At 53.9% G+C, this 19,612-nt stretch carries 16 protein-coding genes; 10 read left to right on the forward strand and 6 right to left on the reverse strand.

What is annotated here, in order from left to right; all coding sequences use genetic code 11:
• The first annotated feature begins 114 nt into the window (after positions 1-114).
• Positions 115-522 carry a YccF domain-containing protein gene (locus K0J45_RS11000; protein WP_011865946.1) on the forward strand — a complete coding sequence of 136 codons (408 nt, stop codon included), beginning with the start codon at positions 115-117 and terminating at the stop codon, positions 520-522.
• Between the two features lie 87 nt (positions 523-609).
• Here the strand turns inward: K0J45_RS11000 and K0J45_RS11005 are convergent, their stop codons facing one another.
• Entirely contained in the window at positions 610-1,455 is an 846-nt protein-coding gene (locus K0J45_RS11005; RefSeq protein ID WP_258406832.1) for a substrate-binding periplasmic protein, read from the reverse strand.
• 136 nt (positions 1,456-1,591) lie between these two features.
• Here K0J45_RS11005 and K0J45_RS11010 point away from each other — a divergent pair, with 136 nt between their 5' ends.
• Positions 1,592-1,819, forward strand: coding sequence for a PGPGW domain-containing protein (locus tag K0J45_RS11010; protein WP_220042594.1), 228 nt, complete (start codon positions 1,592-1,594; stop codon positions 1,817-1,819).
• Between the two features lie 151 nt (positions 1,820-1,970).
• Here K0J45_RS11010 and K0J45_RS11015 read toward each other — a convergent pair whose 3' ends face one another.
• A complete protein-coding gene (locus K0J45_RS11015) occupies positions 1,971-2,348 on the reverse strand; it encodes a DUF6508 domain-containing protein (RefSeq protein WP_220042595.1) in 378 nt (125 codons plus the stop codon).
• A 355-nt stretch (positions 2,349-2,703) separates the two neighbouring features.
• Here K0J45_RS11015 and K0J45_RS11020 point away from each other — a divergent pair, with 355 nt between their 5' ends.
• Positions 2,704-3,048 carry a hypothetical protein gene (locus tag K0J45_RS11020; RefSeq protein WP_011865950.1) on the forward strand — a complete coding sequence of 115 codons (345 nt, stop codon included), beginning with the start codon at positions 2,704-2,706 and terminating at the stop codon, positions 3,046-3,048.
• A gap of 87 nt (positions 3,049-3,135) precedes the next feature.
• Here K0J45_RS11020 and K0J45_RS11025 read toward each other — a convergent pair whose 3' ends face one another.
• Positions 3,136-4,041, reverse strand: a complete 906-nt coding sequence (locus tag K0J45_RS11025) for a LysR family transcriptional regulator (RefSeq protein WP_011865951.1) — start codon at positions 4,039-4,041, stop codon at positions 3,136-3,138.
• Positions 4,042-4,195: 154 nt separating this feature from the next.
• Here K0J45_RS11025 and K0J45_RS11030 point away from each other — a divergent pair, with 154 nt between their 5' ends.
• The 3 genes from K0J45_RS11030 to K0J45_RS11040 all read left to right on the forward strand — a co-directional run bounded on the left by K0J45_RS11030 (position 4,196) and on the right by K0J45_RS11040 (position 7,231).
• Positions 4,196-5,356, forward strand: coding sequence for a homogentisate 1,2-dioxygenase (locus K0J45_RS11030; protein WP_220042596.1), 1,161 nt, complete (start codon positions 4,196-4,198; stop codon positions 5,354-5,356).
• A gap of 91 nt (positions 5,357-5,447) precedes the next feature.
• Positions 5,448-6,488 carry a 4-hydroxyphenylpyruvate dioxygenase gene (gene hppD, locus K0J45_RS11035; protein WP_220042597.1) on the forward strand — a complete coding sequence of 347 codons (1,041 nt, stop codon included), beginning with the start codon at positions 5,448-5,450 and terminating at the stop codon, positions 6,486-6,488.
• Between the two features lie 125 nt (positions 6,489-6,613).
• Positions 6,614-7,231: a LysE family translocator gene (locus tag K0J45_RS11040; RefSeq protein ID WP_220042598.1), complete on the forward strand. Its 618-nt coding sequence runs from the start codon at positions 6,614-6,616 to the stop codon at positions 7,229-7,231.
• A 56-nt stretch (positions 7,232-7,287) separates the two neighbouring features.
• Here the strand turns inward: K0J45_RS11040 and K0J45_RS11045 are convergent, their stop codons facing one another.
• The gene (locus K0J45_RS11045) at positions 7,288-8,679 is read right to left on the reverse strand and encodes a GNAT family N-acetyltransferase (protein ID WP_220042599.1); all 1,392 of its coding nucleotides are present in this window, start codon (positions 8,677-8,679) and stop codon (positions 7,288-7,290) included.
• Between the two features lie 118 nt (positions 8,680-8,797).
• Here K0J45_RS11045 and ggt point away from each other — a divergent pair, with 118 nt between their 5' ends.
• Complete coding sequence (gene ggt / locus K0J45_RS11050) at positions 8,798-10,528, forward strand: gamma-glutamyltransferase (protein WP_220042600.1); 1,731 nt, start codon at positions 8,798-8,800, stop codon at positions 10,526-10,528.
• 84 nt (positions 10,529-10,612) lie between these two features.
• Here ggt and K0J45_RS11055 read toward each other — a convergent pair whose 3' ends face one another.
• Together K0J45_RS11055 and K0J45_RS11060 are read right to left on the reverse strand one after the other, a co-directional pair.
• Positions 10,613-12,184, reverse strand: coding sequence for a methyl-accepting chemotaxis protein (locus tag K0J45_RS11055; RefSeq protein ID WP_220042601.1), 1,572 nt, complete (start codon positions 12,182-12,184; stop codon positions 10,613-10,615).
• Positions 12,185-12,304: 120 nt separating this feature from the next.
• Complete coding sequence (locus K0J45_RS11060) at positions 12,305-14,002, reverse strand: dipeptidase (protein WP_220042602.1); 1,698 nt, start codon at positions 14,000-14,002, stop codon at positions 12,305-12,307.
• 263 nt (positions 14,003-14,265) lie between these two features.
• On the opposite strand from K0J45_RS11060, the gene K0J45_RS11065 reads away from it, so the two are divergent.
• From K0J45_RS11065 to K0J45_RS11075, 3 genes are all read left to right on the forward strand, one after another.
• Positions 14,266-16,446 (forward strand): M3 family metallopeptidase, encoded by a 2,181-nt coding sequence (locus tag K0J45_RS11065; protein ID WP_220042603.1) that lies wholly within the window; start codon positions 14,266-14,268, stop codon positions 16,444-16,446.
• A 310-nt stretch (positions 16,447-16,756) separates the two neighbouring features.
• On the forward strand, positions 16,757-18,835 hold the full coding sequence (locus K0J45_RS11070) for a bifunctional 2',3'-cyclic-nucleotide 2'-phosphodiesterase/3'-nucleotidase (RefSeq protein WP_220042604.1): 2,079 nt from the start codon (positions 16,757-16,759) through the stop codon (positions 18,833-18,835).
• A gap of 123 nt (positions 18,836-18,958) precedes the next feature.
• Positions 18,959-19,561, forward strand: a complete 603-nt coding sequence (locus K0J45_RS11075) for a DUF938 domain-containing protein (protein ID WP_220042605.1) — start codon at positions 18,959-18,961, stop codon at positions 19,559-19,561.
• The last annotated feature ends 51 nt before the right edge of the window (positions 19,562-19,612 follow it).

A 19,612-nucleotide genomic window follows, 5' to 3' on the forward strand; every position in this document is an offset into this window, starting at 1 on the left:
AATCAATAAAAACATGCAGATATAACATGGCATGGTTTTCGCTTATTCCTTAGTAGATCTAATTTAAGGCCAATGCCTTAACAACAATAAAAGCACTGCAACAAGGAGCTCTTCATGGCACTACTGCGCTTAATCTTTAATATTGCATGGTTTATTTTAGGCGGATTCGTGATGGGGTTGGCCTGGTGGCTGGCAGGCCTGCTCTGTTTTATCAGCATCATAGGTATCCCCTTTGGACGCGCCTGTTTCGTTATCGGTGAGATGGCCTTCTGGCCCTTTGGTCAGCAAAACGTTAATCGCCGTGCGCTGCAAGGGGTCGATGACATCGGCACGGGTCCGCTTGGCATGGTAGGTAACATCGTGTGGTTCCTGCTATTTGGGATCTGGCTCGCCATCGGCCATATCACCCACGCGCTGGCCTGTTTCGTCACCATCATAGGGATCCCTTTTGGTATTCAGCATCTGAAACTGGCGCTGCTGAGTCTGACCCCTATAGGTCAAACGATCACGGCCAAGGCTTAAAAACCTTAAAGGCTTGATTTAGGGGCTGGAGGGGAGTTCGCGAACCTCGACAGCAGAAGCGAATCAGGATTACTACGGGACGACGAACTAGAGGCTTTGCAGGTAATCTTCGAGGAGCTGCTCGACTTGGATACGGGCCAGGCCGGCGTTATAGATCTCTCGCCACCTGCGCCCCTCTGGGGTGTTTCTAAAGGCGATATAGAGCTGTTTCGACTCCAGCAACTGCTTGTTAAATTGCAGCCTGGTCTTGAGTTCGCTCAGGTGTGGCTGCTCGATGAGAAACTGATAAACATAGAGATCCATGACGGCACCCTGAACCCTTCCAGTGGCCACCTTGCGGATATTGTGCTCATCTGAGCTCACCAGCTCTACCGGCTGGGCGCCGATGGCAATCATCTCATCGAGCGCCTGGGTGTTCACATAGTCTCTGACCACGCCCAAGGTGTAGGCATTGAGATCCTGCACCCGCGACCAGGTAATGGGGTGCTGGCTCTGCTCCAAGATCCCAAGGGGACTCTGTCCCATAGAGTCGGAGAAGATGAATTTATCGGTTGGGTGATGATACTCGGGGAAATAGCCCTGATAGCCAGAGTCGTCCCGGGTCACCACACGCACTGTGCGGCTCCAGGGGAAATAGTCCACCTGAAGCTCATGACCCATGGCGGCAAGTGCGGCTCTGGCCACCACCACACAGGCGCCGCCATCCTTCAGCGTCGGCCCCGAATAGGGTGGCCAATTTAAAGAGGAAAGCTTGAGGGTTTCGGCCTTCGGGGCTGAAACAACACACAACAAGGTAGCGATGAAGATGGAGACAAGCAGTAAATGGAAGCGTCGTAGCGTTGCTAGCCATAGCTTTACTGCCAATAGCGGCGTAGAGAGCAAGGCCTGCCTATTAGCGTTTTTTATGCTTAAGTTAAAGCCGCCTGTTCTCATCAACACCCTTCCCCCGAATCACTGTTTCGCCGCACTCCATCGCGCCATAGATGTCCTTTTGTTACACATTTTCACTGGCATGGATAAACAAGATGATGCAAAACAAGTATAGGAGAGAAGGTCAAATGAGGTATTTATGCTGAGAAAAACCGTGATCACCGTCATCGGCGGCGCACTTTGTCTACTCGGGTTGGCGCTGGTTATCTTGCCTGGCCCGGCCTGGTTACTGCTCCCCATAGGACTTGCCGTATTAAGCCTGGAGTACCACTGGGCCAGAGGCTGGCTAAAGAAGAGCCAGAAACAGATGACCCGCAGCGCCGCCTGGCTTGACGCCAAGGTGCGCGATTGGCGTTACAGCCGCTAATATGCGGCTATTTGCCACCATTAGCGCTATTTCCCGCCAATAGTGCTTATTCCCCACCAATGATGGCTTGGGCGCTAAGGCGCCTTAGCCCAATAAAGGGTGGCAAACCAACAAAAACTAAGCCAAGACAAAGAGTTGGGCCAGCACAAAGCTAGGCCAGCACAAAGAGGTCGCGCCCGCAGCTCTTGTGGGTAAGTACGTTGAGCCGCTCCAGAATCGCCAGCAACACCCCTTGCCTGCGCATGTTTTCCAATACGCCTCGGCTGAAGCGCTCCAAGCGGCTCATGGCGGTTAACAGCAAGCGGCACTGATAAAAGCTCGCCTCGCGGATATAATCTGGCTTATCGACCAGATGAGCATTTTGGTACCACTCCTGCCAGTTGAGGGTATCGAGTAACAGTCCCTGCTGAGCAAGCTGCTCGACAAAGCCCTGCATCGTCAGCTGACTGCTGGCCTGATCGCCACGGGCAAACTGCGTGGCATATTGAGAGTAGAGATTTGCTATCTGCAAAGATATTACACTTTTCATATCGCACTCCTTAGTCCCAAGGGCAGGTTGCCCTTAGCGGCCCCCATTGCCCTAACGCCTTTCGCCTTACTTTCTTGGCGTTTACCTGACTTCATATCTCATAAAACGCTTACTGAGCCTTAATAAGAAGCCATTCGCTCAGCGTCTTACCTAGAGAATGTGCATACTCCGTACCGCAGCTTATCTAGGAGGCTAATAGCCTGGTGTGCCCGGCGTTTTATCAATGACTTAACTCCAGGTTAATGAGAAGATGCTGAATACAAGCTGAACATGGCTAAGGTCCTGACTGGCTGGACATTAACAGAGCGAGACCATATGCTAGCTGAGAACGCAATGATTGCGCTGGAGAATTCAGATGAAGAAATACACCACAGGCGTTAGCCTTATCCTACTGGGACTGTCTATCGGTTTTTCGCCGCTGACCCTGGCCAAAAACGATAAGCATGAACATGGTGCCAAAGCCCATAACGAAAAGAGCCTGCCACCAGGATTGCAGAAGAAGGTGGCCCGCGGCGAGCCGCTACCACCGGGCTGGCAGAAGAAACTGCACAAGGGCGATTACCTGTCTGATGACTATTATGATCGCGGCAAGATCCATGTGCCTATCGACCGTGATGGCAACATCACCATAGATGTCGATGGCACCTTTATTAAGCTGCACGACAAGACACGTCGTATCCTAGACATTATTAACGACTAGCTATTATTAGCGACTAGCTTTCAATTAAGAATAGCCATTTAAAAAAGCGAGCTTAACGGCTCGCTTTTTGATCTAAAAATATCGGCTTTAACGACTGGCCTGGGCTTGGTAAAGGTTAAACTCTTCCAGGATCAGGCTGGTAAAGAGCCGCCCAGCGCGACCTAAGGGACGCTCCATGGTCGATACCAACTGAGGCGTAAAGCTGTATCGACTGCCACCGAGAAAATCCAGTTCCTGTAACTCACCGCTGGCCAGCTCTTCTTGAATCAGAAAGTCAGGCATCCAGCCAAAGCCCAGTCCCATCAGCAGGGCATTCTTCTTCATGATAAAGCCAGACAGGTAAAACACCTTATCGCCGCCAAATTGCAGCTCATCGCTGTGGATCTTGCCGGGGGAGGAATCCTCGATGGTCAGCTCCACATGCTGCAGCAACTCAAACAGGCTGAGCTCCTTGGCCTTGGCTAAGGGGTGAGAGCGACTCACCACCAGTATGCTGTTGATGTCGGGCAGAGGCTGCGGCCGATAGTTGGGCCCGGTGCGATAGTCTTTCACCAACATGAGATCGGCATTATCCCGCTCGAACCTGTGTTGTACCCCACCGAGAAACTCCATGTTGAGCTGGATCTTGGTAGGGATCTTATGCTCAGACACCCGCTTCAGCGCCCGCATGATGGGCTCCATGGGCAGTGAGCCATCCACCACCAACTCAAGTTTAGGCTCCCAGCCTTCGCTGAAACGGCTGGCTAAATGTTCAATGTTGCCAAGGTATTGCAGCAAGCGTTTGCCTTCGGCGAGGATCACCTTACCCTCTGGGGTTAATTCGGCGCGATACTGATCCCGACAAAAAAGCTTTACACCCAGGTGCTGTTCCAGCTTCTTTACCTGATAGCTCACCGCCGACTGCGCCTTGTGCAATCGCTCGGCAGCCTTGGAGAAACTGCCCTCTTCTACCAGAATCGACAACACTCTAAAGGCTTCCACATCGATCTTCATCTCACATCCTCGGCGTAAACAAAAGACAACCATCTAAAAATCAGATTGAGTTAAGCTATTTATTATTCTTTTTTTTGTTCATGCCAGCAACTAAATTGTTACTTAGATCACATAAACATAAGTGTGCCCGCTAAAGCACCCAAGGAAAGAAGCCATGCCATTTTATGTAAGACAGGGGGAGATCCCCCATAAACGCCACATCACCTTCAAGAAAGCGAACGGTGAACTATACCGGGAAGAACTCTTCTCCACCCATGGCTTCTCCAATATCTACTCCAACAAGTATCACCACAACATGCCGACCAAGGCATTAGAGGTGAGCCCGTTCGAGGTCAATCATGGCCATACCTGGCAAGACACCTTGATTCAGAACTACAAGTTGGACGCTAAGCAGGCCGACCGCGAGGGTAACTTCTACTCGGCGCGCAACAAGATTTTCTTTAATAATGACGTGGCCATGTACAGCGCCAAGGTCACCGAGGCGACCGAAGAGTTTTACCGCAACGCCTACGCCGACGAGGTGATCTTCGTCCACGAGGGCCAGGGCAAGCTCTACAGTGAATATGGTGTGCTCGAGGTTAAAAAGTGGGACTACCTGGTTATCCCGCGCGGCACCACCTATCAGCTTAAGTTTGACGATTACAGCCAGGTTCGCCTGTTCGTTATCGAAGCCTTCTCAATGGTTGAAGTGCCTAAGCATTTTAGAAACGAGTACGGACAGCTACTTGAGTCTGCTCCCTATTGTGAGCGCGACATCCGAGTTCCTTGCCTGCAAGAAGCCGTGGTCGAGAAAGGCGCCTTCCCCTTGGTCTGTAAATTTGGTGACAAGTATCAGCTGACACAGCTTGAGTGGCATCCCTTCGATCTCGTGGGCTGGGACGGCTGTGTCTACCCTTGGGCTTTCAACATTCAGGATTACGCCCCTAAGGTAGGTCAGATCCACCTGCCGCCGTCGGATCATCTGGTGTTTACCGCCCACAACTTCGTTATCTGTAACTTTGTGCCGCGCCCGTACGACTTCCATCCCCAGTCGATCCCGGCGCCTTACTACCACAACAATATAGACAGCGACGAAGTGCTCTACTATGTCGACGGCGACTTCATGAGCCGCACCGGCATCGAGGCCGGCTACATGACCCTACATCAGAAAGGGGTACCACACGGACCACAACCAGGCCGCACCGAGGCTTCGGTCGGCAAGAAAGAGACCTATGAATACGCAGTGATGGTCGACACCTTCGCCCCACTGCAGCTAACCCAACATGTACAAGGTTGCATGAGTAAAGACTACAACCGCTCTTGGTTAGAAGACTAATACCGTTCGGTACACACCGAATCACAATGAATAGCCAGACAAGTCACCAAAGAGTGACTGTGGTTGTAACAAATTGAACGAGGATACTCACATGGCAAGCGAACAAAATCCACTGGGATTACTGGGCATCGAATTTACCGAGTTTTGCACCCCAGATCTCGACTTTATGCACAAGGTCTTCATCGACTTTGGCTTCTCTAAGCTGAAGAAGCATAAGCAAAAAGATATCGTTTACTACAAACAAAACGACATCAATTTCCTGCTAAACAACGAGAAGAGCGGCTTCTCTGCCGAGTTTGCCAAGAAGCACGGCGCTGCCATCAGCTCTATGGGCTGGCGCGTAGAAGATGCCAAATTCGCCTTCGAGGGTGCGGTTGCCCGTGGCGCCAAGCCTGCAGGTGATGAGGTGAAAGACCTGCCCTATCCGGCCATCTACGGCATCGGCGATAGCCTGATCTACTTTATCGACACCTTCGGCGCGGACAACAACATCTACGGCACAGATTTTGTCGATCTTGAAAACCCAGAAATCGTACAAGAGAAAGGCTTTATCGAAGTCGACCACCTGACCAACAACGTCTACAAGGGCACCATGGAGCATTGGTCGAACTTCTACAAAGATATCTTCGGCTTTACCGAGGTGCGCTACTTCGACATCAAGGGTTCGCAGACCGCACTGATCTCTTATGCCCTGCGCTCACCCGATGGCAGCTTCTGTATCCCAATCAACGAAGGTAAAGGCGATGACAGAAACCAGATCGACGAGTATCTGAGAGAATATGACGGCCCAGGCGTGCAGCATCTGGCGTTCCGTAGCCGCGACATCGTAGCCTCACTGGATGCGATGGAAGGTAGCTCGATTCAGACCCTCGACATTATCCCTGAATACTACGACACCATCTTCGACAAGCTGCCACAGGTGACCGAAGACAGAGAGCGCATCAAGCATCACCAGATCCTGGTGGACGGAGACGAAGACGGCTACCTGCTACAGATCTTCACCAAGAACCTGTTTGGTCCTATCTTCATCGAGATCATTCAGCGTAAGAACAACCTGGGCTTCGGCGAAGGCAACTTCAAGGCGCTATTCGAATCGATTGAGCGTGACCAGGTGCGTCGCGGCGTACTCTAAACACTGGCTCATACAGAGCAGTATGACACTAAGAACCAGCCTCATCGGCTGGTTTTTTTTGCTTTGCAGCAAGGCGATAAATCACTACACTAGCCTGCCTAGTCACTCATTCATCGCACCACAAGATGTCAGATCATATTCTTATTGCCGTTTTTCTGCCCACCTTCTTCTTCGTCTCCATCACACCCGGGATGTGCATGACACTGGCGATGACCCTCGGCATGAGCATAGGGGTGCGCCGCACCTTGTGGATGATGATAGGCGAGCTGGCCGGGGTTGCCCTGGTGGCGGTTGCCGCCGTGATGGGAGTCGCCGCCATGATGCTAAATTATCCGCAGATCTTCGAGGTGCTCAAGTGGGTCGGCGGCGCCTATCTTGGCTATATCGGTATTCAGATGTGGCGCGCCAAGGGCAAGATGGCGAGTCTCGATGATCAAAACACACAGATCAGCAACCAGGCCTTGATCTCACAGGGTTTTGTTACTGCCATTGCTAACCCCAAGGGCTGGGCCTTTATGATCTCTCTGCTGCCGCCTTTCATCGATGTAGAGCGCGCGGTGGCGCCGCAGCTGAGCCTGCTACTGATGATCATCATGATGACAGAGTTTGTCAGCATGCTGGCCTACGCCAGCGGCGGTAAGTCGCTCAAGTTGTTTTTGGCTAAGGGCGATAACATCAAGTGGCTCAATCGTATCGCGGGTTCCCTGATGATAGGGGTCGGCTTCTGGCTGGCGTTGGGCTAAGCACACTTAAGCTTACTTTGCTTACTTTGCTTACTTTGCTTACTTTGCTTACTTAGCTAGTCTCCCTCACGCTTAAAGGGCAAGATGGCCTTAAGCTCACTCATATAGATCTTCATCGCCTGCGCTTCCTGCTCGATGAAATCGGCAATAGCGCGGCGAAAATCACTGTGTAAGATCTCGTGCACCGAGTAAGTGGGGATAGGCTCAAAGCCCCTGAGCACCTTGTGCTCTCCCTGGGCGCCGGCATCAAATTTCTTAAGCCCCTGAGCGATGGCATAGTCTATCCCCTGGTAGTAACAGGTCTCGAAATGCAGCCCCTCTATCTCCTCCAAAGCCCCCCAGTAACGGCCATAGAGGCAATCACCACCGACGAAATAGAGCGCCGCCGCGATAGGCTCGCTTTCTTGCGCGCTCTTTGCCTCCTTCTCTGCCTTGCTCCCGACCTCACTCCCTGCATCACTCCCTGCCTGGGCTTCAAGCTTGTTAGCTTGCGGGCGCTCTACCATTAAGAGCCGCACGCTATCGGCCATGTTTTTGACGATAGCGCTGAAGAAGGCGTCGTTTAAATAGCCATGATGGCCGGAGCGCTTGTAATAGGTGCGCTGATAGCAGTGCACAAAGTGAGTGAGTTCATCTTCTGTGATATCTACTCCGTCGATGAAACGAAATTTCAACCCAGCGTTTACGATGGCGCGGCGCTCTTTGAGGATCGACTTGCGTCTGCGACTGGTAAGCCCCGAGAGAAAGTCATCGAAGCTTTGATAATCTCGATTAAACCAGTGAAACTGAGTGCCGAGTCGCTGCAGATGCCCCTGACTCACCAAGGGCTGCCTCTCGCTTTCTAATAGAAACAAGCTGTGCCAGCTCGATGCCGAGCAGGCCTTGGCCAGCAAATCTAGATGCTCACCGATTTTACCGATAAGCCCCGCTTTTTGCGCCTCAGACAGATCGACTCTAAAACCGATGCGCGACCCCGTTACCGGAGTAAAAGGGATAGCATTGACCAGCTTAGGGTAATACTCGAGCCCGTGGCGCTCATAGGCCTGGGCCCAGGCCCAATCGAACACATACTCGCCATAGGAGTGCCCCTTGAGATAGAGCGGCATCACGGCAAGCACCTTGCTGGGATCAATCTGTCTGTCACCTCCCTGAGCACTCGCCTGATTATTATCCCCTATTTGCCCGGCCTCGCTGACCACAAGATGCATAGGTCGCCAACCCGTCTGTTCTCCCACGCAGCCGCTTAGCTCGAGGGCATGTAGATACTCATAACGACAAAAGGGATTAGCCGGTCCGTTCTGATCCTGCCTGTTCGCGCTCGCCATCAGGGCATTCCACAGAGGCGGGCCCAGGATAGCGATTTGACTAACACACTGAATTGAATATGATGCCGCCAAGACCTGCTCCTTAAAAAGATGGCTTGATTTCAGCAGTGATAATCGGCACATTGAAACCAAGAGAACTGACTCAGTAGATTAACACGCTTAATATTCTTATCACTCTTCTTACTCTTAACGCGCGTATTCATTGCAATACTCTTATTACTTTAATCATTAAGGAACCCGTGTGCGTCCAATAAAAACCTTACTCTTTGCCATCAGCCTCAGCCTGCCGCTCGTTGCGGGTCAATTTGCCCAGGCCACAGAATCCTCCATCTATAGCCACAGCGCCACAGTTCAACCCATCTGGGCCAAGCACGGCATGGTGGCCAGCCAGGAAGCCCTAGCCACTCAAGTCGGGGTCGATATTCTCAAGCAAGGCGGTAACGCGGTCGATGCGGCGGTCGGCGTTGGGTTTGCCCTGGCAGTCACCCTGCCAAGGGCCGGCAACATAGGCGGTGGCGGTTTCATGCTGGTGCATCTGGCCGAGGGCAACAAGACGGTCGCCATAGATTATCGTGAGGTTGCCCCAAAACGCGCCCACAAGGATATCTTCCTTAACGAGCAAGGCGATGCGGTCGCCAAACTCAGCCGCGAACACGGCCTGGCTGTAGGCGTACCCGGCACCGTCATGGGAATGGAGTTAGCCCTTAAGAAATATGGCACCATGACCATGGCTCAGGTGATCGAGCCCGCCATTAAGCTTGCCGAGCAAGGCATCACAGTCACCCCGGATCTCGCCACCTCCCTTGCCGGGCTTAAACGTCGCATCTCTCAGTGGCCAAGCTCCAAGGCGATCTTCTATCGCCCAGATGGCAGCAACTTCGAGATAGGTGACACCCTCAGCCAAAAGGCGCTGGCCCACTCACTCAAGCTGATCAAGGCCCAAGGCAGTAAGGGATTCTATGAGGGCGAAACCGCCGATAAGATAGTCGCCAGCGTCACCCAGGCCGGCGGCATCATGACCTTAGATGATCTTAAAGGCTATCGTGTGGTCGAGCGTCAACCCGTCCAGGGCGAGTATCGCGGCTACCAGGTGATCTCCATGCCGCCCCCCTCATCCGGTGGCATACACATTATCGAGATGCTCAACATGCTCGAGCCTTATCCCATCGCCAAGTTAGGCCATAATACGGCCGATACCCTGCATTTGATGGCCGAGGTGATGAAACGCGCCTATGCCGATCGCAGCGAATACCTGGGGGATCCCGATTTTGTTGAGGTACCGGTGAAAGCGCTCATCAGTAAGGAGTATGCCAAGTCCCGCGCCAAGGGGATCGCCATCAACCGCGTCACCCCAAGCAGCGAAATTGCCCCGGGCAAGCTCGCCGGTTACGAGAGTCCACAGACCACCCACTACTCTGTGGTCGACAAGTGGGGCAATGCGGTGGCCAACACCTACACCCTCAACTTCAGCTATGGCTCGGGCCTGGTGGCCGAAGGCACGGGCATTCTGCTCAACAACGAGATGGACGATTTCTCAGCCAAACCCGGCGTGCCTAACGGTTATGGCCTGATCGGCGGCGATGCCAATGCGGTAGAAGGCGGCAAGCGCCCCCTCAGCTCTATGAGCCCCACCATAGTGATGAAAGACGGCAAACCCTTCATCGTTACCGGCAGCCCAGGAGGGTCACGCATCATCAACACCACACTGCAGATCATCATGAATGTGATCGATCATGGACTCAATATCGCCGAAGCCAGCTACGCCAGCCGGGTGCATCACCAATGGTTGCCCGACGAGCTGAGAGTGGAGAAGAGCCTCAATCGCGACACCATCTCGCTATTGGAAGCCAGAGGCCACAAGGTCAGCGTCAAAGATGCCATGGGCTCGACCCAGTCGATCATGATCACAGACGAAGGCCTATTTGGCGCCTCAGATCCTCGCCGCGCCGGCAGCGCGACTGCGGGTTACTAGTATCATTCGCACTAGAATGACCCACAAAAAAGGGAAGCTAAGCTTCCCTTTTTTCTTTACTCAATATTGCTACTCAATGTTTTATCACTTAATGCGCAGACTCTGACGCCAGAACTGCTGAGACAGGTGATGAGTCTTGGCCGACAGGCGCGCCACCTGGCCGCCCCGTTCTGCCGCGGCCTGGGTCTGACTCAGGCTGGCCAATGCTAGCTCGTTGATCAACTGAATCGACTGGCTGATCTCACTGGCCACCGCCGTCTGCTGGCTCATGGCAGCAGCGTTGGCATCGCTCATCTGATTGATCTTATCGATAGAGGCGCGCAGCTCCTCGAAGGAGGCATCCACCTGCTGGGCCAAGCCTACCGAGTGCTGTGCCTGACGCTGACCCGCCTGCATGGTCTGACTCGCCTTTAAGGTGCTGTCTCTGAACTTGCTGACGATCGCCTCGATATGGCTGGTCGACTCGCTGGTGCGGCTAGAGAGCTGGCGCACCTCATCGGCCACCACAGCAAAGCCCCGACCCGATTCACCTGCACGGGCCGCCTCGATGGCGGCATTGAGGGCCAACAGGTTGGTCTGCTCGGCGATACCCCGTATCACCTCCAGCACCTCGTTGATCTCCTGACTGTCCTGCTCGATTGAGGCCACCACGGCGGAGAAGTTACTCACCTCCTGATGCAGCCCCTTGATGGCCTGGATCACCTCGACCAGCAGCTCATGGCCCTTCTCGGCCGCCTCATGGCTCATCGACATCTCTTCGGCCGCATGCTGGATATTCTGGCTCACCTCGTTAAAGCTAGCGCTCATCTCCTCCACCGCGGTGGCCGCCTGGCTGGTCTGCTGGCTCTGACTGTCGGCGCGGTCCCGGGTATGGCTGATGGTCTCATTCAGGCTGACACTGAGTTCCTGTATCGACTCGGCCGAGTCCGCCATGCGACCCACGGCGCCGCCAGTTTCTGTCAGCAGATACTGCAGGGCGAAACTGAGTTTGCCCAGCTCATCCTGACGGCCACAATAGACAGCGGTCGCCAGTGGATCGTCTATGATGCCGCTCGCCTGTTCTACCAGCGCATTAAAGGGCTTGAGGATCAGAGCGAGTCCGCCAAGTCCCAGGCCCGCAGCCACCAGCAGTGCCAGCAGGGGCGAATAGCCGGCGAGCGCGACGCCGACGCCGAGGCTCAGCAGAAGGACCAAGCCCAAACGCTTGCCAAAACCGAGGCGCGCCGCCTTGAGGGCACGGGGCTGTTTACCGGCGTTAAGCTCGCCATAGAGTGCCTGGGCGTTATCTATCTGCGTCTGGGTGGCCTTTCTGCGCACCGATTGATATTCGTGCACCTGGCCACCTTCGAACACGGGAGCCACATAGGCGTTGACCCAGTAGTGATCTCCCGACTTAGCGCGATTTTTCACTATGCCAATCCAGGGCTTGCCCTGCTTGAGGCGAGACCACATGGATTCGAAGGCCGCCGGCGGCATGTCAGGGTGGCGCACAATATTGTGGGGCTGGCGATAGAGTTCATCCTGGGTAAACTCAGACACCTGAGTGAAGCCAGCATTAGCGTATTTGATCTTGCCCTTAAGGTCTGTGGTCGACAACAAGATAGTGTCGGCGGCAAACACCTTCTCTTTCTGGGTGACAGGTTGGTTATTTTTCATATTATTGTTCTTCTGGGTACAAAGACGTTAGCTATGCTTATCTAACGCAATTTAAAAGTCATTGATAATTATCAACAAAGACTAAATTACCTTAAAAACAGTCAGGTTATTTTGCAAGCCTTAATCGCTGGTGCGCTGCGCCCCAGTCTTAGTCGCTTGCCCAGTCCCTTGCTTAGCCTGCTCAGATAACTCCTCTGTCGATACGGCCAGCTCGACGAAGGCGGCGGTATACATCTGTAGATTGAGCATAAACTGCGCCTTGGTGATGAATTCGTGCTCGCTGTGGCCGGTATATTCGACGCCAGGCATGGCGGGGCCAAAACTTAATGCATTGGGAAACAGCTTGCTGTTGGTCGAGCCACCGATAGCCACAGGCTTAGGCGATGGCGTATCGGTAAAGTGACCAAATACCGACAGCAGGGTCTGCAGATGCGGCGCCTTGTCCATCAACTTAGGTTCGCCCCAATAGGTCTCGACCCCTTTAAGTGACACACTTTGCTGCGCCTGCCAGCTCTCCAGTGCCTGATGGGTTTCCAGATCCAGCTGCTCGGGCGTCTTACCCACGGGGCGCCTCAGGTTAAGCACTATCTCTGTGCCCTGATCATTTGGCTTCACCAGGGTTGCGGCCAGGGTCATGGGCCCCATGAAATCATCTGCATAGGCGATATCACCAAACTGTTCACCATAGAGCCCTAACCCCACCATTTGCTGAATGAACTGCGCCGTCAACGCCGACTCGCTACGCGCAAATTTGACACCCTTTAACAGCGCTGCCAGATGAGTCACGGCGTTGACCCCCGCCTCAGGCGTAGAAGAGTGGGTCGACTTGCCCTCGGCAGTGATGGTTAGCTGTCCGTTAACCTGACCCGCCGATGAGGTCTGCTCAAATTGATACTTCATCCCCAGCTGTTTGCTGGCCTTCTCCTTTAGCGCAGCGATTGTTTTCTTATCTAGCCCAGAGATCTTGGCCACCGCTTGCTGGGGCACCTGGCTGTCGAAGGCGCCGCCAGAAAACCTATCTAGGCTGGGCAGCTGGTCTCGAACAGCTTTCGTCTCATTAGCCGTATTAGGTATAGTCAGGCGGATCTCGCTCCAGCCCTTCTCGGCGGTCACCACCGGGTACTCGGCGTCTATGGTGATATTGATATCGGCAGGGGTAAATTCGGTCAAAAAGGCCTTCAGCGGCGCCCAATCTGACTCTTCGGCCAGATAGACCAGCAGCTCGATGCGCCTATTCAGAATTAGCCCCTTGTCCTTTATCGCCTTCATGGCATACATGGCGGTGACTATGGGCCCCTTGTCATCTTCGGTGCCGCGACCAATCAAAAAACCTGGCTGTGACTGACTGTCCAGGGTAAAGGGGTCTTGCTGCCAGAAACTGGCATCGGCGGGCTGCACATCGCCGTGGGTGATCACCCCAAGTTTCTGCTCCCCTTCCCCCAGACCGATGAGCACCACATAGCCTTGGTCGCTGTAATCTAGCCCCAGGCTCTGACTCAGGGACTTTAACTGCGCCTTGAAACCGACAAATTCGGGATGGGTCAAGGGGGTCATACCCTCTGTTTCCACCGTCTTAAAGGGGATCAGGGTCGATAGCGCGGAGATGGTCTCACCGCCATAGGTATTAAGGGCATATTGAGCCACTCGGTCAGCCAGGGCCGAGACCTTAGGCGCGGCTTGTAGAGGGGGTTTAGCACTTACAGCTGAATCGGCTTGGGCACTAAGATGTGAATCGGCTTGAGAGGTGGCAAAAGTTAAGCCGCTGCACAGCAATAGACTAAGGGCGCTGGCGGCTTTAAGGGAGAGTTTAAGAGTCATCTGTTATTATCATTTTTAACGTCGAATTGACGCATTTTGCCACATTTATGTGCATCTAGGGTGCAAAAACAGCCAACTCAAAACATTTGTTACAAACAAAACACAAAATCGATAGATTTAACCGTCAGAAACCTGATAATGAGCAGTTTAATGTCGCCGCTTAAGCCAATTTAAGCGCAGATATTTGCGGTCAATTTGGCCGCTTAACGAGTCGTGACACCAGATCGCGGCCTAAAACAAGCCAATCATCGGGGAATTTAACTATGAAGGGATTGACCCTCAAGCCAATCGTGTCGGCCATGGCACTCGCCATCGCCTTAGGCGGCTGTAGCGCCCAGCAAGGTAGCAGCCAGCAAGCGGAAGTCGCACCCAACGTGGTCGCGCAGCGCATCATAGACAACAACGCCAGCAACCCCTTCTTTAAGCCCTACGATACCTTCCTGGGTATGCCAGATTTCGACAAGATCAAGCCAGAGCACTACTTGCCAGCCTTCAAGGCGGGTATCGCCCAGCACAAGGCTGAGATCCAGGCCATTATCGATAACCCGGCGGCCCCTACTTTCGCCAATACCATAGAAGCCATGGAATTTGCCGGCGATCTCACCACTAAGGTGGCCAGCGTCTTCTATAACCTGACCAGTGCCGACACCAACGAGCAGCTTCAGGCGATTTCTAAAGAGGTTTCGCCTATGTTGTCTGCCGCCGGTGACGACATCCTGCTCAACGACCAGCTGTTCAAACGCGTCAAGGCCGTATATGACCAGCGCGATAGCCTGGCGCTTAATACTGCCCAGCAGAAGCTACTGGAAGATACCTACAAGTCATTCACCCGCGGCGGCGCTAACCTGAGCGATGCCGACAAGGTTAAACTCAGAGCCCTGAATGAGAAGATCGGCAAGCTGAGCCTGGAGTTTGGCGATAACCTACTGGCCGAAACCAACGCCTTCGAGCTGGTGATCGACAACGCCACCGATCTCAAAGGTCTGCCGCAAGATGTGATCAACACCGCCGCGCAAACCGCCGAGAAGAAAGGTCATCCGGGCAAATGGGTATTCACCACTCAGCGTCCATCTATCACCCCTTTCCTCACCTACGCCGACAACCGCGAGCTGCGTGAGAAGATCTACAAGGGATACGTTGAGCGTGGCAACAATAACAACGCCCACGACAACAAGAAGATCCTGGCTCATATGGCGGCCCTGCGCGCCGAGCGCGCCCAGCTGATGGGTTATAAGAGTCACGCCCACTTCGTGCTGGAAGAGCGCACCGCCAAGACCCCTGAAAATGTCTATGGTCTATTAGATAAGGTCTGGCCGGCAGCCCTTGGTCAAGCCAAGGCAGAAGTCGCCGTAATGCAGGAGCTGATCGACGCCGAAGGCGGCAACTTCAAGCTGGCGGCCTGGGACTGGTGGTACTATGCAGACAAGATCCGTGTGGCCAAGTACAGCTTCAACGAGCAGGAAACCCGCCCATATTTCTCGCTGGAAAACACCCTGAAAGGCGTGTTCTACACCGCCAACCGTCTCTACGGCATCACAGTTAAAGAGCGCACCGACCTGCCTAAGTACAACGACGAAGTGCGTACCTGGGAAGTGTATGACAAAGATGGCTCGCTGATGGCGATCTTCATGGGCGACTACTATGTGCGCGACAGCAAGCGTGGTGGCGCCTGGGCCAACGCCTATCGCAAGCAGTACAAAATGCATGGAGTCGAGTCTAAGCCGATTATCGTCAACGTGCTCAACTACCCACGTCCGGTAGGCGACGAGCCGGCGCTGCTCACCTTCGATGAGGCCAGCACTCTGTTCCACGAATTTGGTCATGCCCTGCACGCCATGCTGTCGGACGTCGAGTATCGCTCACAGGCCGGCACCTCAGTGCCGCGTGACTATGTGGAGTTCCCATCACAGGTGATGGAAAACTGGATGACCCAACCTGAAGTGCTGGCGCAGTTTGCCAAGCACTACAAGACGGGCGAAGTGATCCCTCAGTCGCTAGTTGAGAAAATTCAGGCGGCCAGCAAGTTCAACCAGGGCTTTGCCACGGTTGAATATATGGCGGCCACCAAGCTGGATCTCGACTGGCACACCCTGAGCGACTTCGAGCCTAAGGATGCGGCTAAGTTTGAAGCCGACTCACTGAGCAAGATGGGCTTAATTGAGGAGATCGCACCGCGCTATCGCAGCACCTACTTCTCACACATCTTCTCCGGTGGTTACTCGGCCGGTTACTACAGCTACCTATGGTCTGACATTCTGGGCGCAGATGCCTTCGAGGCCTTCAAAGAGAACGGTATCTTCGACAAGGCAACCGCCGACGCCTTCAGAAACAACGTACTGTCTCAAGGTGGCAGCGAAGATCCTATGCTGCTCTACAAGCAGTTCCGCGGCAAGGAAGCGGGCATAGAGCCGCTGCTTCGCAGTCGTGGCCTACTCGCCAAGTAAGCAGCACACGTCAATCGACAAGAAGCACGCTCCGGCGTGCTTTTTTTATCCCATCAAACCGCAAGATTGCGCAATTCCCGCGCAACTTGCTCAAGGGTTCACCGATTCATAGCAAGTCGATACAAACTGTCACATAAACAGTCGCTTACTGTCACAGTTTTTACATTTCATCTCTCTATAATTCGCCAGGCGGCACTCGGGGTTAAGCAGGCCAAAGATAAGCCTGCCCAGGCCTTGCCGCACAAATGAAGCCCAACTGAAATTAACAGCGGCTTCGGGGTCAAACAATAATTAATAGAGATTGATGGATATGTTTAATAAAAAACTATTAGCCGTGGTTATCGCATCGAGTATCGGACTCACCGCCTGTAGCTGGAACGACGATGATGAGGATACGATCACCTCGGCAAACGTGGAGCTCAGGGTACTGGAAACCACAGATCTGCACACTAACATCATGGACTATGACTACTACCAGTCTAAGGTCGATCCCACCATTGGCCTGGCGCGCACCGCCAGCCTGATCCACGCCGCCCGTAAAGAGGCAACTAACTTCGTGTTAGTGGATAACGGTGACCTGTTGCAGGGCAGTCCCATGGGCGACTACATGGCCAAGATCGGCCTGAAGGAAGGTGATGTCCATCCAGCCTACAAGGCGATGAACACCTTAGACTATGAGGTGGCCAACATAGGTAACCACGAGTTTAACTATGGCCTGGATTTCCTTGAGAAGGCCCTCAGTGGCGCCGAGTTCCCCTATATCAACGCCAACGTCTACTGCGCGGCCGATGACTGCTGGAATGACATCAAGAAAGGCGACAACCTGTTTACCCCTTACCTGATCAAGGAAAAAGTGGTTATCGACACCCAGGGCCGTGAACACACCATCAAGATAGGTTACATAGGCTTCGTGCCACCACAGATCATGTTGTGGGACAAGCAGCATCTGACCGGTAAGGTCGAGGCCAAAGATATCATAGAGACCGCCAAGCTGTTCGTGCCTAAGATGAAGGCCGAGGGCGCCGATGTGATCATCGCCATCCCCCACTCGGGCATTGGCTCGACGGAAAACCCAGGCGATGTCATGGCCGAGAACGCAACCTTCGCCCTCACCAATGTCGAAGGCATCGATGCCATCATGTTTGGCCATAGCCACTCTATCTTCCCACACGCCAACTATGCCGATCTGCCCAATACCGATGTCGAGAAGGGTCTGCTCAACGGCGTAGCCGCCGTCATGCCGGGCCGTTGGGGCGACAACTTAGGGGTGGTGGATCTTAAGCTGACCCTTAAAGATGGCGCTTGGTCGGTAACCGATGCCCAAACCGAGGCGCGTCCTATCTATGATGGTGCCAAAAAGGTAGCGCTGGTCGATGCCGATAAAGATATTCACGATGCGGTCGAGCTTGAGCATCAAGGCACCCTGGCCTTCGTTGATCAGCCCATAGGAGTCGCCGCGGCGGATATGTATAGCTTCCTGACTCTGGTACAGGATGATCCTACGGTACAAATCGTCTCGGATGCACAGATTGCCCAGGTGAGCGCCAAGCTACCCGAATCGCTGCAGGGGATCCCTGTCCTCTCAGCAGCGGCCCCCTTCAAGGCGGGTGGGCGTCACGCCACTGAGGCCGATGCCTCACAGTTCGTGCAGGTGGATGCCGGCGATCTGACCTTTAAGAACGCCGCCGATCTCTACCTCTACCCTAATACCATGGTGGCGGTGAAGATCACAGGCGTCGAGCTGAAAGACTGGTTAGAGTGTAGTGCCAACCAGTTCAATCAGATCGATCCAAGCTCGAGCGAGCCTCAGTCGCTGATCAACTGGAATGGCCATCCCACCTACAACTTCGATGTGATCGACGGCGTGACCTATAAGATAGATGTCACTCAGCCAAGCAAGTTTGACCGTGACTGCGCCGTTATTGCTGGCAACGAGAACGCCCAGCGTATCGTCGATCTGGCCTACACCACGCCAACGGGCGAGGTGTTAACCGGTGAGGCGCTAAGCGCTCAGGAGTTTATCGTAGCCTCTAACAACTACCGCGCCTTTGGCGGCAAGTTTGCCGGTACGGGCTCAGAGTATGTGGTGATGGAGCTACCAGACACCAACCGTGAAGCCCTGGCCGCCTATATCACGGCGCAATCCAAGCCAAACGATCAGGGGGGCTATGATGGCATGGTCGACCCAAGAGCCGACTACAACTGGGACTTCAAGACCATCAACACTCAGGTGGCGCTGGACATCCGCTTTGAGACTCAGAACAGCGACAAGGCCGACAAGTTCATCAGCGACAACCAGCTGCGTAAGATGGAAAAGCTGGCCGAACCAGATGCCCTTGGCTTTGCCATCTACCGCATCGATCTGACCAGCGACCCCGTCGCGAAATGATCACGCTGTAAAGAGCGTCATAGCTAAATAGCCAAAAGCGCCTGCGGGCGCTTTTTTATTGGCTTGCGAACAGGCGCTGAAATATCGTAGATTGACACTCTCTGCCCACAATTAACATGCATTATGTCTCTCAGCCAACTGCCCTTTTCACAATCCTGCGAAAACAACAAGGCGCCAATTCTGGCGGTACTGCAACAAAGCTTTAGGACCACACGGCGAGTGCTTGAAGTCGGCAGCGGCACGGGCCAGCACGCGGTATTCTTTGCGGCGCACCTGCCCCATCTCACCTGGTGCCCCAGCGATCAGCCGCGATTTATCGAGCCGCTCGAGAAGCGAATCACCCTGCAGGGCGGCGATAATATCGCGCCGCCCGTTAGCCTGGATGTCACCGCCCCCTGGCCCCTGGCCCAGGGAGAGGTCGACGGCATCTTCAGCGCCAACACGCTGCATATCATGAGTGAGGCCATGGTGACCGATTTCTTCAGGGGTGTTGATCGACACCTTAGCGAAACTGGCAGCCTCTGCGTCTACGGCCCCTTCAACTACAACAACCAATACACCAGCGAGAGCAATCGCCAGTTCGATATCTGGCTCAAGCATCGCAACATCCACAGTGGCATCCGCGACATAGAATGGATAACTGAACTCGCCGAAGCTGCAGGCCTATGCCTAGAGGCCGACCATGAGATGCCCGCCAACAATCGGCTGCTGCATTTCATGCGCTAACGACATCCCCCTGTCGCTTACTCTTTAAATCGGCAAGTGAATGGGCATTAA

This window comes from Shewanella alkalitolerans (genome assembly GCF_019457575.1).
In the GTDB taxonomy this organism is placed as follows: domain Bacteria; phylum Pseudomonadota; class Gammaproteobacteria; order Enterobacterales; family Shewanellaceae; genus Shewanella; species Shewanella loihica.

Coding starts and splice junctions, on each gene's coding strand:
- K0J45_RS11020 (WP_011865950.1), top strand. CDS start 2,704: ATGAAGAAATACACCACAGGCGTTAGCCTTATCCTACTGGGACTGTCT.
- K0J45_RS11030 (WP_220042596.1), top strand. CDS start 4,196: ATGCCATTTTATGTAAGACAGGGGGAGATCCCCCATAAACGCCACATC.
- K0J45_RS11065 (WP_220042603.1), top strand. CDS start 14,266: ATGAAGGGATTGACCCTCAAGCCAATCGTGTCGGCCATGGCACTCGCC.
- K0J45_RS11075 (WP_220042605.1), top strand. CDS start 18,959: ATGTCTCTCAGCCAACTGCCCTTTTCACAATCCTGCGAAAACAACAAG.
- hppD (WP_220042597.1), top strand. CDS start 5,448: ATGGCAAGCGAACAAAATCCACTGGGATTACTGGGCATCGAATTTACC.
- K0J45_RS11015 (WP_220042595.1), bottom strand. CDS start 2,348: ATGAAAAGTGTAATATCTTTGCAGATAGCAAATCTCTACTCTCAATAT.
- K0J45_RS11040 (WP_220042598.1), top strand. CDS start 6,614: ATGTCAGATCATATTCTTATTGCCGTTTTTCTGCCCACCTTCTTCTTC.
- K0J45_RS11070 (WP_220042604.1), top strand. CDS start 16,757: ATGTTTAATAAAAAACTATTAGCCGTGGTTATCGCATCGAGTATCGGA.
- K0J45_RS11000 (WP_011865946.1), top strand. CDS start 115: ATGGCACTACTGCGCTTAATCTTTAATATTGCATGGTTTATTTTAGGC.
- K0J45_RS11060 (WP_220042602.1), bottom strand. CDS start 14,002: ATGACTCTTAAACTCTCCCTTAAAGCCGCCAGCGCCCTTAGTCTATTG.
- K0J45_RS11025 (WP_011865951.1), bottom strand. CDS start 4,041: ATGAAGATCGATGTGGAAGCCTTTAGAGTGTTGTCGATTCTGGTAGAA.
- K0J45_RS11045 (WP_220042599.1), bottom strand. CDS start 8,679: ATGTGCCGATTATCACTGCTGAAATCAAGCCATCTTTTTAAGGAGCAG.
- K0J45_RS11005 (WP_258406832.1), bottom strand. CDS start 1,455: ATGAGAACAGGCGGCTTTAACTTAAGCATAAAAAACGCTAATAGGCAG.
- K0J45_RS11010 (WP_220042594.1), top strand. CDS start 1,592: ATGCTGAGAAAAACCGTGATCACCGTCATCGGCGGCGCACTTTGTCTA.
- K0J45_RS11055 (WP_220042601.1), bottom strand. CDS start 12,184: ATGAAAAATAACCAACCTGTCACCCAGAAAGAGAAGGTGTTTGCCGCC.